This is a genomic window from Streptomyces sp. NPDC001904 (assembly GCF_040297005.1).
In the GTDB taxonomy this organism is placed as follows: Bacteria; Actinomycetota; Actinomycetes; order Streptomycetales; family Streptomycetaceae; genus Streptomyces.
The window spans coordinates 160,442-173,425 of sequence record NZ_JBEOYI010000016.1 but is presented as its reverse complement, the minus strand read 5'-3'; the positions used below and the strand labels follow the sequence as shown (position 1 = coordinate 173,425).

General features: G+C 68.8%; 15 protein-coding genes, 1 tRNA gene and 1 riboswitch. Of the genes, 7 read left to right on the top strand and 9 right to left on the bottom strand.

Features of this window, described 5'->3' with window-relative positions; all coding sequences use genetic code 11:
• Window positions 1-4 precede the first annotated feature (4 nt).
• On the bottom strand, window positions 5-781 hold the full coding sequence (locus tag ABT127_RS24655) for an ABC transporter permease (protein WP_351453971.1): 777 nt from the start codon (window positions 779-781) through the stop codon (window positions 5-7).
• Between the two features lie 103 nt (window positions 782-884).
• Window positions 885-1,739: an ABC transporter permease gene (locus ABT127_RS24650; RefSeq protein WP_351453896.1), complete on the bottom strand. Its 855-nt coding sequence runs from the start codon at window positions 1,737-1,739 to the stop codon at window positions 885-887.
• A 78-nt stretch (window positions 1,740-1,817) separates the two neighbouring features.
• On the opposite strand from ABT127_RS24650, the gene ABT127_RS24645 reads away from it, so the two are divergent.
• On the top strand, window positions 1,818-4,121 hold the full coding sequence (locus ABT127_RS24645; protein ID WP_351453894.1) for a transglycosylase domain-containing protein: 2,304 nt from the start codon (window positions 1,818-1,820) through the stop codon (window positions 4,119-4,121).
• Here ABT127_RS24645 and sugE read toward each other — a convergent pair.
• The 3 genes from sugE to ABT127_RS24630 all read right to left on the bottom strand — a co-directional run bounded on the left by sugE (window position 4,066) and on the right by ABT127_RS24630 (window position 5,264).
• Window positions 4,066-4,386, bottom strand: a complete 321-nt coding sequence (sugE, locus tag ABT127_RS24640) for a quaternary ammonium compound efflux SMR transporter SugE (protein ID WP_351453891.1) — start codon at window positions 4,384-4,386, stop codon at window positions 4,066-4,068. The genes ABT127_RS24645 and sugE overlap by 56 nt on opposite strands.
• A gap of 32 nt (window positions 4,387-4,418) precedes the next feature.
• A riboswitch (guanidine-III (ykkC-III) riboswitch) is annotated at window positions 4,419-4,483 on the bottom strand.
• 60 nt (window positions 4,484-4,543) lie between these two features.
• Window positions 4,544-4,885, bottom strand: coding sequence for a GroES family chaperonin (locus ABT127_RS24635; RefSeq protein ID WP_018531818.1), 342 nt, complete (start codon window positions 4,883-4,885; stop codon window positions 4,544-4,546).
• A 43-nt stretch (window positions 4,886-4,928) separates the two neighbouring features.
• Window positions 4,929-5,264 (bottom strand): DUF3618 domain-containing protein, encoded by a 336-nt coding sequence (locus ABT127_RS24630; RefSeq protein ID WP_351453887.1) that lies wholly within the window; start codon window positions 5,262-5,264, stop codon window positions 4,929-4,931.
• A 138-nt stretch (window positions 5,265-5,402) separates the two neighbouring features.
• Here ABT127_RS24630 and bcp point away from each other — a divergent pair, with 138 nt between their 5' ends.
• The 5 genes from bcp (at window position 5,403) to ABT127_RS24605 (ending at window position 9,231) form a co-directional block, all read left to right on the top strand.
• A complete protein-coding gene (gene bcp / locus ABT127_RS24625) occupies window positions 5,403-5,870 on the top strand; it encodes a thioredoxin-dependent thiol peroxidase (RefSeq protein WP_351453884.1) in 468 nt (155 codons plus the stop codon).
• 125 nt (window positions 5,871-5,995) lie between these two features.
• On the top strand, window positions 5,996-7,498 hold the full coding sequence (proP, locus tag ABT127_RS24620) for a glycine betaine/L-proline transporter ProP (RefSeq protein ID WP_351453881.1): 1,503 nt from the start codon (window positions 5,996-5,998) through the stop codon (window positions 7,496-7,498).
• Window positions 7,499-7,754: 256 nt separating this feature from the next.
• Window positions 7,755-8,246 carry an HNH endonuclease gene (locus ABT127_RS24615; protein ID WP_351453880.1) on the top strand — a complete coding sequence of 164 codons (492 nt, stop codon included), beginning with the start codon at window positions 7,755-7,757 and terminating at the stop codon, window positions 8,244-8,246.
• Window positions 8,243-9,106, top strand: coding sequence for an HNH endonuclease signature motif containing protein (locus tag ABT127_RS24610; RefSeq protein ID WP_351453878.1), 864 nt, complete (start codon window positions 8,243-8,245; stop codon window positions 9,104-9,106). Before ABT127_RS24615 ends, ABT127_RS24610 begins: the two co-directional genes overlap by 4 nt.
• A 41-nt stretch (window positions 9,107-9,147) precedes the next feature.
• A tRNA-Leu gene (locus tag ABT127_RS24605) sits at window positions 9,148-9,231 on the top strand.
• Between the two features lie 51 nt (window positions 9,232-9,282).
• Here ABT127_RS24605 and rdgB read toward each other — a convergent pair.
• The 4 genes from rdgB to ABT127_RS24585 all read right to left on the bottom strand — a co-directional run bounded on the left by rdgB (window position 9,283) and on the right by ABT127_RS24585 (window position 11,471).
• Window positions 9,283-9,888: an RdgB/HAM1 family non-canonical purine NTP pyrophosphatase gene (gene rdgB, locus ABT127_RS24600; protein WP_351453877.1), complete on the bottom strand. Its 606-nt coding sequence runs from the start codon at window positions 9,886-9,888 to the stop codon at window positions 9,283-9,285.
• Window positions 9,889-9,910: 22 nt separating this feature from the next.
• Window positions 9,911-10,303 carry a hypothetical protein gene (locus tag ABT127_RS24595; RefSeq protein ID WP_351453875.1) on the bottom strand — a complete coding sequence of 131 codons (393 nt, stop codon included), beginning with the start codon at window positions 10,301-10,303 and terminating at the stop codon, window positions 9,911-9,913.
• Window positions 10,304-10,421: 118 nt separating this feature from the next.
• Window positions 10,422-11,159, bottom strand: a complete 738-nt coding sequence (gene rph / locus ABT127_RS24590; RefSeq protein ID WP_351453872.1) for a ribonuclease PH — start codon at window positions 11,157-11,159, stop codon at window positions 10,422-10,424.
• A gap of 78 nt (window positions 11,160-11,237) precedes the next feature.
• Entirely contained in the window at window positions 11,238-11,471 is a 234-nt protein-coding gene (locus ABT127_RS24585; protein WP_100593980.1) for a PTS sugar transporter subunit IIB, read from the bottom strand.
• Between the two features lie 208 nt (window positions 11,472-11,679).
• On the opposite strand from ABT127_RS24585, the gene ABT127_RS24580 reads away from it, so the two are divergent.
• The gene (locus ABT127_RS24580) at window positions 11,680-12,966 is read left to right on the top strand and encodes a PTS transporter subunit EIIC (RefSeq protein ID WP_351453869.1); all 1,287 of its coding nucleotides are present in this window, start codon (window positions 11,680-11,682) and stop codon (window positions 12,964-12,966) included.
• Window positions 12,967-12,984 lie beyond the last annotated feature (18 nt).

Sequence of the window (12,984 nt, the reverse complement as noted above, 5' to 3'; positions counted from 1 at the left end):
GAAATCAGCTCCCCGTACTCCGATAGCCCCGCAGCGCGCCCCGCCAGACCCGCCCCGCCACCGTCAGACACACCGCGGCCACCAGCGGCGGCGCGAACGCGACCCACCGCGGCAGGTCCAGCGGATAGGGGCGGCCCAGGATGTACAGCGCCGGGATCCAGTTCACGAAGGCCAGCGGCAGCACGAACGTGACGCCCCGCAGCAGGTTGTCGCCGAACACGGTCGGCGGGTACTGGAGCAGCGCGTTCCCGCCGAACGTCGCCGCGTTCTGCACCTCGGCCGCGTCCTGCGCCACGATCTGGAACGCCGCGCCCGCGATGAACACGGCCGTGAAGATGGCCGCCCCGCTGACCACCAGCAGCGGCACGAGCAGCACCTTCACCGGCGTCCAGGCCACGTCCAGCGACAGCGCCGCCCACACCAGCACCACCAGGCCCTGACTGATCCGGCCGGCCCGGCGCAGCGCGAACTGGTCCGCGGCCAGCTGCACCAGCACCGGCGCGGGCCGCACCAGGAACACGTCCAGCGTCCCGTCCCGCACCCGCCGCCCCGTCCGCCCCAGCGACCCGGCGAACAGATCGGCGAGGCCGAACGAGGCGCCCGCGGTGCCGTACAGGAACGCGATCTCGGGGAGGGTGTAGCCGCCGAGCCGGTCGACCTGCGAGAACATCAGGAGGATCCCGCAGAACTCCAGGCCCGTCATCGCGAAGTTGCCGAACGCGGTCAGCGCGAACGACGCCCGGTACGCCATCGTGGAGCGGATCCACGCCCCGCTGATCATGCGGAACACCCGCCAGGCCGTCAGCGCCCGGCCCGGCACCGGCTCGGCCGCCCGCCACCCGGGCCCCGCACGCCCGGCCCGCACGTCCGCGGCCGTCCCGCGCTCAGCCACCCTGCACCACCACCCGCCGCGTCGCCGCCCGCTGCAGCAGCCGGCCCGCCCCGAGCAGCCCGGCCGCCCAGCCCGCCTGGAAGAGGAAGCTGCCCAGCGGGCCCCGCCCGGGATGCGTGCCCATCAGCACGTCCGCCGGAACCTGCAGCAGCGCCGACCAGGGCAGCGCCCGCGCCACGTCACCGATCGCCCCCGGGAACACGTTCAGCGGCAGCAGCATCCCGGAGAAGAACGTGCCGACGATCCCGTACATCTGCACCGCGCCGTTGCCGTCCATGAACCAGAACGCCGACATCGCCACCAGATAGCGCAACGCGAAACTCACCACGCAGCCCAGCACCACCGCCACCAGGAACGCCAGCCACCGCAGCACGTCGTGCGGCAGCGCGAGCGGGAACGCCAGCGCCCCCACCACCAGCGGCACCACCCCGCGCCCGAGCAGCTGGAACAGGGCCCGCCCCAGATCCAGCGCGAGCCACCAGCACTGCAGATCGACCGGCCGGTACAGGTCGACGGCGATGTCCCCGCTGCGGATTCGCGCCATCAGCTCGGCCTCGACACCCGACGGCATGCCGAGCATCATCACGGCGAAGAGCGCCTGACCGATCCACACGAACGTGAGCGCCTGCGCCTGGTCGTAGCCCCCGAGATGCGGGCGCTCGTGCCACAGCGCCAGATAGGCGGAGGCGATGATCACGCCGAAGACGGTGTTGGTGACGATGCCGGCCACGGTGGACGCGCGATACGTGGCGTATCTCCGCAGTCCGCCGGCGACGACAGCCGCGTACAACCGAAGAGCTCCCACTGGCCGCAGCCTAGGGGCGGACGGGCCTCGCCTGCCATGCATTTTTCCAGTGATGTAGGAGGCTTATGTGTCATACGAGGCGTACGTGACGTACGACGCGAATCAGGAGTTCCACAGGACATGAGCAGCGACGAGCCGCCCCCGCAGGACCCCGGCCACGGCCCCGGTCCCGACCAGGCCCCCGCCAAGGCCAAGGGCAAGGGCAAGGCCAGGCGCCCCAAGCGCACCGGCTGGCGGCGGCTGATCCCCACCTGGCGCATGGTGCTCGGCACCCTCATCGGCTTCGTCGTGCTCTGCTGCGGCCTGTTCGCCCTCGGCTACGCCCTCGTCGACATCCCGCCCGCCAACTCCGCCGCCCTCGCACAGAGCAACGTCTACCTGTACGCCAACGGCGCGCAGATCGCCCGCGACGGCGACGTCAACCGCGAGAACGTCCAGCTCGCCCAGATCCCCAAACCGGTCCAGCACGCCGTGCTCGCCGCCGAGGACCGCGACTTCTACTCCGAATCGGCCGTCGACCCGAAGGCGATGCTCCGCGCGGCCTGGAACACCCTGCGTGGCAAGGGCAAACAGTCCGGCTCGACCATCACCCAGCAGTACGTGAAGAACTACTACCTCGGCCAGGAGCAGACGGTCTCGCGGAAGGTGAAGGAGTTCTTCATCTCCATCAAACTGGACCGCGAGGCCTCCAAGGACGAGATCCTCACCGGCTACCTCAACACCAGCTACTTCGGCCGCAACGCGTACGGCATCCAGGCCGCCGCCCAGGCCTACTACGGCGTCGACGTCGACGACCTGACGACCGCTCAAGGCGCCTACCTGGCCGCCCTGTTGAACGCCCCGAGCGCCTACGACGTGATCGCGCACCCCGAGAACAAGCCCAGTGCCGTCGCCCGCTGGAACTACGTGCTCGACGGCATGGTCAAACAGAAGTGGCTCAGCGCCTCCGACCGGCAGAACATGACGTTCCCGATGCCGAAGGAGGCCAAGGGAGCGGCCGGGATGTCCGGCCAGCGCGGCTACATCGTGCAGGCCGTGAAGGACTACATCACCAGCAACAAGATCCTCGACGAGGACACCCTCGCCACCGGCGGCTACCGCATCACCACCACGCTCCAGAAGAAGAAGCAGGACGCCTTCGCCGAAGCGGTCGACGACCAGCTGATGTCCCGCCTCGACACCTCGGCGCGCGACGTCGACAAGAACGTACGGGCCGGCGGCGCCGCCATCGACCCCGCCACCGGCAAGGTCGTCGCCATGTACGGCGGCATCGACTACACCAAGCAGTACGTCAACAACGCCACCCGCCGCGACTACCAGGTCGGCTCCACCTTCAAGCCGTTCGTCTTCACCTCCGCCGTCGAGAACGCCTCCACCACGCAGGACGGCCGCGTCATCACGCCGAACACCATCTACGACGGCACCGACGAACGCCCCGTCCAGGGCTGGGACGGCGGCACCTACGCCCCCGAGAACGAGGACGGCGTCTCCTACGGCAACATCACCGTACGCACCGCCACCGACAAGTCCGTCAACTCCGTCTACGCCCAGATGGCCGTCGACGTCGGCCCCGCCGAGGTCAAACGGACCGCCGTCGACCTCGGCCTGCCCGAGAACACCCCGGACCTCACCGCGTCCCCCTCGATCGCCCTCGGCCCCGCGACCGCCAGCGTCCTCGACATGACCGAGGCGTACGCGACCCTCGCCAACCACGGCCGGCACGGCACGTACACGATCCTCGCCTCCGTCACCAAGGACGGCGAGAAGATCGAACTGCCCGAGCAGGACACCCGGCGGGTCGTCAGCCGCGAGGCCGCCGACACCACCACCTCGATCCTCCAGTCCGTCGTCGACACCGGCACCGGCACCGCCGCCCAGGCCGCCGGCCGCCCCGCCGCGGGCAAGACCGGCACCGCCGAGGAGGACACGGCGGCCTGGTTCGCGGGCTACACCCCCGACCTCGCCACCGTCGTCTCCGTGATGGGCCAGGACCCGCAGAGCGGCGCCCACACCCCGCTCTACGGCGCCGCGGGCCTGCCCCGCGTCAACGGCGGCGGATTCCCGGCACAGATCTGGGCCCAGTTCACGAGGGAGGCGCTCTCCGGCACCCCGGCGAACGACTTCGACCTCAGCCTGGAGGACGGCGCCGAGGAACCCGCCGCCCCCGCGGTCACCACGCCCGCCGAGCCGTCCGCCCCGGCCTCCGAGGAACCCTCCGCCTCCGACGAACCGACCGGGGAACCCACCGGCGAACCGGCCTCCCCGACGACCGAGTCACCCCAGTCCCCCGACACCCCGCAGACCGACGGACCCGACCAGGACCAGCCGGGCCGCCCCGACCAGCCGGACCAGGGCGGCGGCAACGTCCTCAATGACCTGACGTCAGCTTCAGACCCACGATCGACACGAGCAGCAGGCCGATGAAGAAGATCCGCGCGGCCGTCGCCGGCTCCCCCAGCAGCAACATGCCGACGATGGCCGCACCCGCGGCCCCGATGCCCACCCACACGCCGTACGCCGTACCGATCGGCAACGACTTCGCGGCGTAGGACAACAGCATCATGCTCGCGACGATCCCCGCGCCGGTGAACACGCTCGGCCAGAGCCGGGTGAAACCGTCCGTGTACTTCATGCCGATCGACCAGGCGACCTCGAGAAGTCCGGCGATCACGATCAGGATCCAGGCCATGACTGGCACCTCCGTCAGTGGTTCTCAACAGGGGTGCGTCGTCTTTGCGGATCCCGGTACGGCGCGTCTCGTCGGGTACCCACAAAGGTAGCAAAGCGCACGCAAAAAGGGCTGGTGACGATGGTCACCAGCCCCGCGCACCACAAGCGGTACAGCGTTACAGATACAAGCCCGTCGAATCCTCCGAGCCCTCGAACCGGTCCGCCGCCACCGCGTGCAGATCCCGCTCACGCATCAACACGTACGCGACACCCCGCACCTCGACCTCCGCCCGGTCCTCCGGATCGAACAGCACCCGGTCACCCGGCTCCACCGCCCGCACGTTCTGCCCGACCGCGACGACCTCCGCCCACGCCAGCCGCTTGCCGACCGCCGCCGTCGCGGGGATCAGAATGCCGCCACCACTGCGCCGCTCGCCCTCGGCCGAGTCCTGCCGCACGAGCACACGGTCGTGCAGCATCCGGATGGGCAACTTGTCGTGCTGGGTCTTCTCGCTCACCCGACGAAAATACCTGCCCCGCACGGCCGGCGGTGCGCTCGGGTCAGCCCTTGCGACGCCGCGCGCTGAACGCCAGCAGCCCCACCACACCCACCACGACCAGCGCCGCCGGCACCAGACGCTCCAGACGCGGCGCGCCCTCCTCCGTCACCAGCTGCCCCTTCACGTCCGAGACCAGCCGATTGGCACTGACATAGGCCCGGCCGACCGTGTGGTCCACCTGAGCGGCGAACTTCGCCTTCGCATCGCCGACGATCGTCTTCGGGTGCACCCGCACCCCGAGCTCGTCGAGCGTCTCGGCCAGGGTCTCGCGGCGGCGCTTGATGTCCGCTTCGATCTCCGCCGGCGTCCGCGTATCCGGCGTATCCGTGTCCGACACCGCGCTGCCTCCGTGGTCGTTGCGTAACTAGCTGTGTGTGTGCTGATGGACAGTCTGTCAGCTCACCGCCGCCGGTACCCCTCGGCACCCCCCATTACGCTCAACGTGAGTCCCCAAACCGCGAGGAGAGCGAGCGACATGAGCGAGCGACTGCAGCCCGGCGACACAGCCCCCGCCTTCACCCTGCCCGACGCCGACGGCAACGAGGTCTCCCTCGCCGACCACAAGGGCCGCAAGACGATCGTCTACTTCTACCCGGCCGCCCTCACCCCCGGCTGCACCAAGCAGGCCTGCGACTTCACCGACAACCTCGACGTCCTGGCCCAGGCCGGCTACGACGTCATCGGCGTCTCCCCCGACAAGCCGGAGAAGCTCGCCAAGTTCCGCGAGAAGGAGAACCTCAAGGTCACCCTCGTCGGCGACCCCGACAAGAAGGTCCTGGAGGCCTACGGCGCCTTCGGCGAGAAGAAGCTCTACGGCAAGACCGTCACCGGAGTCATCCGCTCCACGATCGTCGTCGACGAAGAGGGCAAGGTCGAGCGCGCCCTCTACAACGTGAAGGCCACCGGCCACGTGGCGAAGATCATCAAGGACCTCGGCATCTGACCGGACCGCGACGGGTACCCACGTTGTGACGAAAGTCCCCTCAACCGGGGACTTCCGTTTGCAGCCGCCACGATCGAGCAAGTGATCCCCTGGATAAACCTGTGTCCAGAGAAGGGATCCACCCCATGACCACCGACACCGAGGAAGGGCAGGCGCCCGACCCGGAGGCGGTCAAGCGTCACCGGGCACTCTTCCGTGCCGCCAAGCGGCGCAAGAACCCGCCGCTGCGCCGTACCGACATCACCGTCACCGACGAGGCGGCGGTCAAGCGGGCGGTCAAGGCGGCCTCGCTCGGCAACGCCATGGAGTGGTTCGACTTCGGCATCTACTCCTACCTCGCCGTCACCATCGGCCACGTGTTCTTCCCGTCCGGGAACGACACCGTCCAGCTGATCTCCTCCTTCGCCACCTTCGCCGTCTCCTTCCTCGTACGGCCCATCGGCGGCATGGTCTTCGGCCCGATGGGCGACAAGATCGGCCGCAAGAAGGTCCTGGCGATGACGATGATCATGATGGCGATCGGCACCTTCGCCATCGGCCTCATCCCGTCCTACGCCACCATCGGCTTCTGGGCACCCGTACTCCTCATCGTCTTCCGCCTGGTCCAGGGCTTCTCCACCGGCGGCGAGTACGGCGGCGCGTCCACCTTCATCGCCGAATACGCGCCCGACAAGAAGCGCGGCTTCTTCGGCAGCTTCCTGGAGTTCGGCACCCTCGCCGGCTACGTCGGCGCCGCCGGCCTCGTCACCGTCCTCACCTCCGTGCTCGGCAGCGACGGCATGGAGTCCTGGGGCTGGCGCATCCCCTTCCTCGTCGCAGGACCCATCGGCCTCGTCGGCCTCTACCTGCGACTGAAGCTCGACGAGACCCCCGCCTTCCAGAAGCTCGAGGACGCCTCCTCGCACAAGGCGTCCGACGCGGCCACCTCCGTCGAGACCACCGCCAAGGGCGACCTCGCCAAGATCTTCCGCGACTACTGGCCCACCCTGGTCCTGTGCATCTGCCTGGTCGGCGCGTACAACATCACCGACTACATGCTCCTGTCGTACATGCCGACCTACCTGTCCGACGAGATGGGCTACTCGGAGGCGCACGGCCTCCTCATCCTCATCGCGACGATGGTCGTCCTGATGTGCATCATCAGCCAGGTCGGCAAGCTCTCCGACCGCTTCGGCCGCAAGCCCCTCCTGATGACCGGCATGCTCGGCTTCTTCGTCCTGTCGATCCCCTCCTTCCTCCTGGTCCAGAACGGCGCCCTGTGGGCGGTCTCCCTCGGCATGCTCCTGCTGGGCCTGTCCCTGGTCTGCCTGCTCGGCACCATGTCGGCGGCGCTCCCCGCGCTCTTCCCGACGAACGTCCGCTACGGCTCCCTCTCCGTCGGCTACAACCTCTCCGCCTCGATCTTCGGCGGCACGACCCCGCTGGTGATCACGGCGCTGATCGGCCTGACCGGGTCCGACATGATGCCCGCCTACTACTCGATGGCCGCCGCCCTCGTCGGCGTCATCGCGGTGGCCTGCATGAAGGAAACGGCCCAGAAGCCGCTCGCCGGTTCCCCGCCGTCGGTGGAGACCGAGGAGGAGGCCGTCGAAATCGTGGAGTCCCAGACCCCGGACCCGAAGTTCTGATCCCTCCCCTCCCGTATGTGGCCCGCCCACATGAATCGGACCGTCCCGCATGTCGTGCGTGACGGTCCGATTTTCATTTCGTTGGTTCGTGCGAGGCGTGAATGCACGTACGGCGGGAGGGGTTCTCATGGCGGGGCGGCGTTACACGCGGGAGCTGCTGGTGGAGGCGGCTCGGAATACGGGGAGTTGGGACGAGGCGGTGCGGTGGTGCGGGGGTGAGCCGACGCGCTACAGCAAGCGGTACCTGAGCCAGAAGATGGCCGAGGCCGAGATCGACGTCTCACACTTTCGGCACGGGGCGGTGCGGCACACGGAGGAAGTACTGAGGGCGGCCGTCGCGGAGTCCCGGTCGATCCGGGATGTCGTACGGCGGCTGGGCATCAGCAATGTCGGCGGAAATCAGGCACACGTCGGCCGGCGAATCGCCGCGCTCGGGATCGACACGTCGCATTTCACCCAGCGCGAGCCGCGCCCCCGGGGAACGCTCACAGATCCGCTGACACTCCGCACCCCCGACGACGGCCGGATTCCGGGCACACGCCTGCGCCGGGAGCTGCTGCGGCGGGGCGTCCCGGAGCTGTGCGGCATGTGCCGACGCTCCAGGTGGCGGGAGAATCCGATTCCACTGGAGGTCGACCACATCAGTGGCGAGTGGTGGGACAACCGTCCGCACAACCTGCGGTTCCTGTGCCCCAACTGCCATGCGGTCACGGACACGTACCGTGGCCGCAAGCGGAGGTCGGCATGAGCGGCACATACCCCCGCGAGACGCTCGCGGACGCGGCCTCGAAGGCGACCAGCCTGGTCGACCTGATGCGTCGCGTCGGCGCACCGATGGGCAGCAAACCCCGTCGATATCTGCGCGACCGGCTCGCTCATTACGGCATCGACACATCCCACTTCCAGGACGAACCCCTCCCCGATCGACCGAAGCGGTCGTACGCCAAGGAAATCCTGGCCGAGGCCGCCGCCCGTTCCACCAACATCCGCGAGATGTTCCTGCACATGGGCATCCCGCCGGAGGACGGGCCGTACGAACATGTGAAGCGAAGGCTCGACATGTTCGGGATCGACACCCGTCACTTCGTGCCACCGCGCGCGCCCGCCGACAGCAAACTCTTTCCCGAGGCCGAGTTCACGCAAGCCGTCGCCGCCTCTCATGGCCTGGCGGATCTGATGCGGCGTTTGGGCCTGCCGGCTTTCAGCAGCTCAGCACGTGCCAAAGCGCGACGCAGCATCGACGAGTACGGCCTCTCGGTCGAGCACTTCACCGGACAGGCGCACAGCGCCGGGGTGCCGTCCCCGAGGCGTAGGTCGGCCCAGGACATCCTCGTCCTCCGCCCTGCGGGGACCCGGCGCACGAACACACCTCTGCTGCGCCGCGCGCTCGATGAGATCGGCGTACCGCGCGCATGCGTCGACTGCGGCCAGGGTGAACTCTGGGAGGGAAAGCGGCTGGTGCTCGAAGTCGACCACGTCAACGGTGCGACCCACGACGACCGCCTGGAGAATCTGCGCTACCTGTGTCCCAACTGCCATGCCTCTACGCGGACTTGGTGCCGCGGGCGTGGGCGCGCTCCCGAGGGGAGCAACATCCCCGTACACTGACGGAGCGAGACACACCAGCAAGAAGAAGTGTCCGTTTTGTAGCGGTTGTGGCGGAATTGGCAGACGCCCGGGCCTTAGGAGCCCGTGGGAGAAATCCCGTGAGGGTTCGAGTCCCTCCAACCGCACGAGCGAGGGCGCTCCCCGAGGGGAGCGCCCTTCGTCGTACCCCGGGGCCCTCAGCCCAGCAGCTCCCGCACCACCGGCACCAGCGCCCGAAACGCCTTGCCGCGGTGGGAGATCGCGTTCTTCTCGTCGGGGGTCAGCTCCGCGCAGGTGCGGGTGTCGCCCTCGACCTGGAGGATCGGGTCGTAGCCGAAGCCGTTCGAGCCCGCCGGGGCGTGCCGCAGAACTCCCCGCAGCTGGCCCTCGACGACGCGCTCGGTGCCGTCGGGGAGGGCGAGGGCGGCCGCGCACGCGAAGTGGGCGCCGCGGTGGCGGTCCTCGTCGATGTCGCCGAGCTGGGCGAGGAGCAGGTCGAGGTTGGCCTGGTCGTCGCCGTGGCGGCCGGCCCAGCGGGCGGAGAAGATGCCGGGCGCGCCGCCGAGGACGTCGACGCAGAGGCCGGAGTCGTCGGCGACGGCGGGCAGGCCGGTGGCCCGGGCGAGGGCGTGGGCCTTGAGGAGGGCGTTCTCGGCGAAGGTGACGCCGGTCTCGCGGACGTCGGGGACGTCCGGGTAGGCGTCGGCGCCGACCAGCTCGTGGGGCAGGCCGGCGTCGGCGAGGATGGCGCGGAGTTCGACGATCTTGCCGTTGTTGCGGGTGGCGAGGATGAGGCGGGTCATGCCGCCCAGCCTACGAGCAGCGTCAGGGCGTGCAGACCTTGGTCAGTTCGCCGGCGGCGTCGGTGACCGGGGTGATGTCGGGGGTCTCGTCGCCGTTCCTGATCGCGGTACGGACGTTGTCGACGGCCTTGTCGAGGTCGCCGACGGCCTTGGAGACGTCGGCGTTGTCGGTCTTGTCGCCGATGCTGTCGAGGTTCCGGTCGATGGAGGCGAGTGCCTCGTCGGTCTGTCCCGGGTCGTTGGAGGCGTTCTCCACGGCCTGCTGGAGGTCGGTGACGCTGTCGGCGATGGAGTCGGCGGTCTGGACGCAGTCGAGCGCCTTGTCGACGGCCGAGCAGCCGACGGCGGCCGGGACGGCGATCAGTACCGCTGCGGCGGCGAAGAGTGCGGTACGACGGTGACGGCGCGCGGCCATGGAACGGTCCTCCCCTGAGGTACGAAAGGGTGGACGGCGGGCCATGTCGCGTGCCGTCCACCCGTTCGTAGTGACGCAGTCGGCGGCTGTTCGGTTGCCGCTGCGCTTGGGGGTTTCTTTACCTGGCGAGGGCTTCGTCGAGGGCCTTGCGCTGGGCGGCGGCGAGGTCGTTGCAGCCGGCGACGGCGAGGTCGAGGAGGGAGTTGAGTTCGTCGCGGGCGAAGGGCTCGGCCTCGGCGGTGCCCTGGACCTCGACGAAGCGGCCGTCGCCGGTGCAGACGACGTTCATGTCGGTGTCGGCGCGGACGTCCTCCTCGTAGCAGAGGTCGAGAAGGGGGGTGCCGCCGACGATGCCGACGGAGACGGCGGAGACGGTGCCGGTGAGGGGCTGGCGGTTCGCCTTGATGAGCTTCTTGCCCTGGCCCCAGGAGATGGCGTCGGCGAGGGCGACGTAGGCGCCGGTGATGGCGGCGGTGCGGGTGCCGCCGTCGGCCTGGAGGACGTCGCAGTCGAGGACGACGGTGTTCTCGCCGAGGGCCTTGTAGTCGATGACGGCGCGGAGGCTGCGGCCGATGAGGCGGCTGATCTCGTGGGTGCGGCCGCCGATCTTGCCGCGGACGGACTCGCGGTCGCCGCGGGTGTTGGTGGCGCGCGGGAGCATCGAGTACTCGCCGGTGACCCAGCCCTCTCCGCTGCCCTTGCGCCAGCGCGGGACGCCTTCGGTGAAGGAGGCGGTGCAGAAGACCTTGGTGTCGCCGAAGGAGACGAGGACGGAGCCTTCTGCGTGCTTGCTCCAGCCGCGTTCGATGGTGATCGGGCGGAGCTGGTCGGGGGTGCGGCCGTCGATGCGAGACATGGGGTCGAGCGTATCGGGTGCGGCGAAGGCCCCACCCCCGTCAGGAGGGGTGGGGCCTTCAGGCGTTGCCGGGGTGGCTCACATCATGTCTTCGATGTCGGCGGCGATGGGGTCGGCGTCGGTGCCGATGACGACCTGGATCGCGGTGCCCATCTTGACGACGCCGTGGGCGCCGGCGGCCTTGAGGGCGGCTTCGTCGACCTTGGAGGGGTCGATGACTTCGGTGCGCAGGCGGGTGATGCAGCCCTCGACCTCTTCGATGTTGTCGAGCCCGCCGAGCCCGGCGACGATCTTCTCAGCCTTGGTGGCCATTTCGTTCTCCCTGTTTGTCCCGGGCCCGCCTTTGGGCCGCTTTGTCACGGTAACCCACGGTTGGCCCATCTTCACGAGCGGTTGTCCCGTCCGTGACGAAAGATGACGAGCACGCGGACCGACCGTCCCGCACCTGGTGCAACTGGTCTACACCAGTTAACAGACTATCTAACGCCAGCCAAACGTGGCTTGTTCCGGGAGGACGCCCATGAGCACGAACGCTGCCGCCGCACCTCGGCCGAGCCCCTGGAGCTCCTTCTTCCAGGGGCTCCAGAAGATGGGGCGCAGCCTCCAGCTGCCCATCGCCGTGCTCCCGGCGGCCGGTATCGTCAACCGGCTCGGCCAGCCGGACGTCTTCGGTGACGACGGTCTCGGCTGGACCAATGTGGCCAAGGTGTTTGCGGGTGCGGGCGGTGCGCTGCTCGACGCGGACCTGGGTCTGCCGCTGCTGTTCTGCATCGGTGTCGCGATCGGTATGGCGAAGAAGGCGGACGGTTCGACCGCGCTCGCGGCGGTGGCCGGCTTCCTGGTCTACCGGGGCGTGCTGCGGCAGTTCCCGATCGACTGTGCCGACGGGGCGAAGGCGGTGGCGGTGGGCTGCCAGGCGGCGGACAACACCGTCTCGGCGTTCCAGTTCCAGAACCCTGGCGTGTTCGGCGGCATCATCATGGGTCTGCTGGCGTCGTTCTTCTGGGTGCGCTTCCACCGGACGAAGCTGGTCTCGTGGCTCGGCTTCTTCAACGGTCGTCGACTGGTGCCGATCATCATGGCGTTCGTCGGCATCATCTTCGCGGTGATCTGTCTGTGGATCTGGCCGCCGATCGGTGACGCACTGGAGAGCTTCTCCAACTGGCTGGAGGGTCTGGGCGCGATCGGTTCCGGGATCTTCGGTGTCGCCAACCGTGCGCTGCTGGTCATCGGCCTGCACCAGTTCCTGAACGTGCCGCTGTGGTTCCAGTTCGGCTCGTACACGAAGCCGGACGGTACGACCGTGCACGGCGACATCAACATGTTCCTCAGTGGTGACCCGAGCGCGGGCATCTACCAGTCGGGCTTCTTCCCGATCATGATGTTCGCCCTGCCGGCGGCGTGCCTGGCGATGGTGCACTGCGCCCGTCCCGAGCGGCGCAAGGCGGTGGGCGGCATGATGCTGTCGCTGGCGCTGACCTCGTTCGTCACGGGCATCACCGAGCCGATCGAGTACTCCTTCGTCTTCATCGCTCCGGCCCTGTACGCGGTGCACGCGGTGCTGACCGGTGTGTCGATGGCGGTGACGTGGGCGCTCGGCGTGAAGGACGGCTTCAGCTTCTCCGCGGGTCTGATCGACTACTTGATCAACTGGAATCTGGCGACGAAGCCATGGCTGATCATTCCGATCGGTCTGGTCTTCGCGGTGGTCTACTACGCGGTCTTCAGATTCGCGATCACGAAGTTCGACCTGAAGACGCCGGGCCGCGAGCCCGAGGAAGAGGTCGAGGACATCACCAAGGCCTGACAGGCTTTCAGCCCCCAC

Excerpts from the sequence above, each read along its gene's own strand:
- ABT127_RS24650 (WP_351453896.1), bottom strand. The coding sequence starts at position 1,739 with ATGCATGGCAGGCGAGGCCCGTCCGCCCCTAGGCTGCGGCCAGTGGGA.
- ABT127_RS24645 (WP_351453894.1), top strand. The coding sequence starts at position 1,818 with ATGAGCAGCGACGAGCCGCCCCCGCAGGACCCCGGCCACGGCCCCGGT.
- ABT127_RS24610 (WP_351453878.1), top strand. The coding sequence starts at position 8,243 with ATGAGCGGCACATACCCCCGCGAGACGCTCGCGGACGCGGCCTCGAAG.
- sugE (WP_351453891.1), bottom strand. The coding sequence starts at position 4,386 with ATGGCCTGGATCCTGATCGTGATCGCCGGACTTCTCGAGGTCGCCTGG.
- bcp (WP_351453884.1), top strand. The coding sequence starts at position 5,403 with ATGAGCGAGCGACTGCAGCCCGGCGACACAGCCCCCGCCTTCACCCTG.
- ABT127_RS24595 (WP_351453875.1), bottom strand. The coding sequence starts at position 10,303 with ATGGCCGCGCGCCGTCACCGTCGTACCGCACTCTTCGCCGCCGCAGCG.
- ABT127_RS24585 (WP_100593980.1), bottom strand. The coding sequence starts at position 11,471 with ATGGCCACCAAGGCTGAGAAGATCGTCGCCGGGCTCGGCGGGCTCGAC.
- ABT127_RS24655 (WP_351453971.1), bottom strand. The coding sequence starts at position 781 with ATGATCAGCGGGGCGTGGATCCGCTCCACGATGGCGTACCGGGCGTCG.
- ABT127_RS24580 (WP_351453869.1), top strand. The coding sequence starts at position 11,680 with ATGAGCACGAACGCTGCCGCCGCACCTCGGCCGAGCCCCTGGAGCTCC.
- rdgB (WP_351453877.1), bottom strand. The coding sequence starts at position 9,888 with ATGACCCGCCTCATCCTCGCCACCCGCAACAACGGCAAGATCGTCGAA.
- rph (WP_351453872.1), bottom strand. The coding sequence starts at position 11,159 with ATGTCTCGCATCGACGGCCGCACCCCCGACCAGCTCCGCCCGATCACC.
- ABT127_RS24615 (WP_351453880.1), top strand. The coding sequence starts at position 7,755 with ATGGCCGAGGCCGAGATCGACGTCTCACACTTTCGGCACGGGGCGGTG.
- proP (WP_351453881.1), top strand. The coding sequence starts at position 5,996 with ATGACCACCGACACCGAGGAAGGGCAGGCGCCCGACCCGGAGGCGGTC.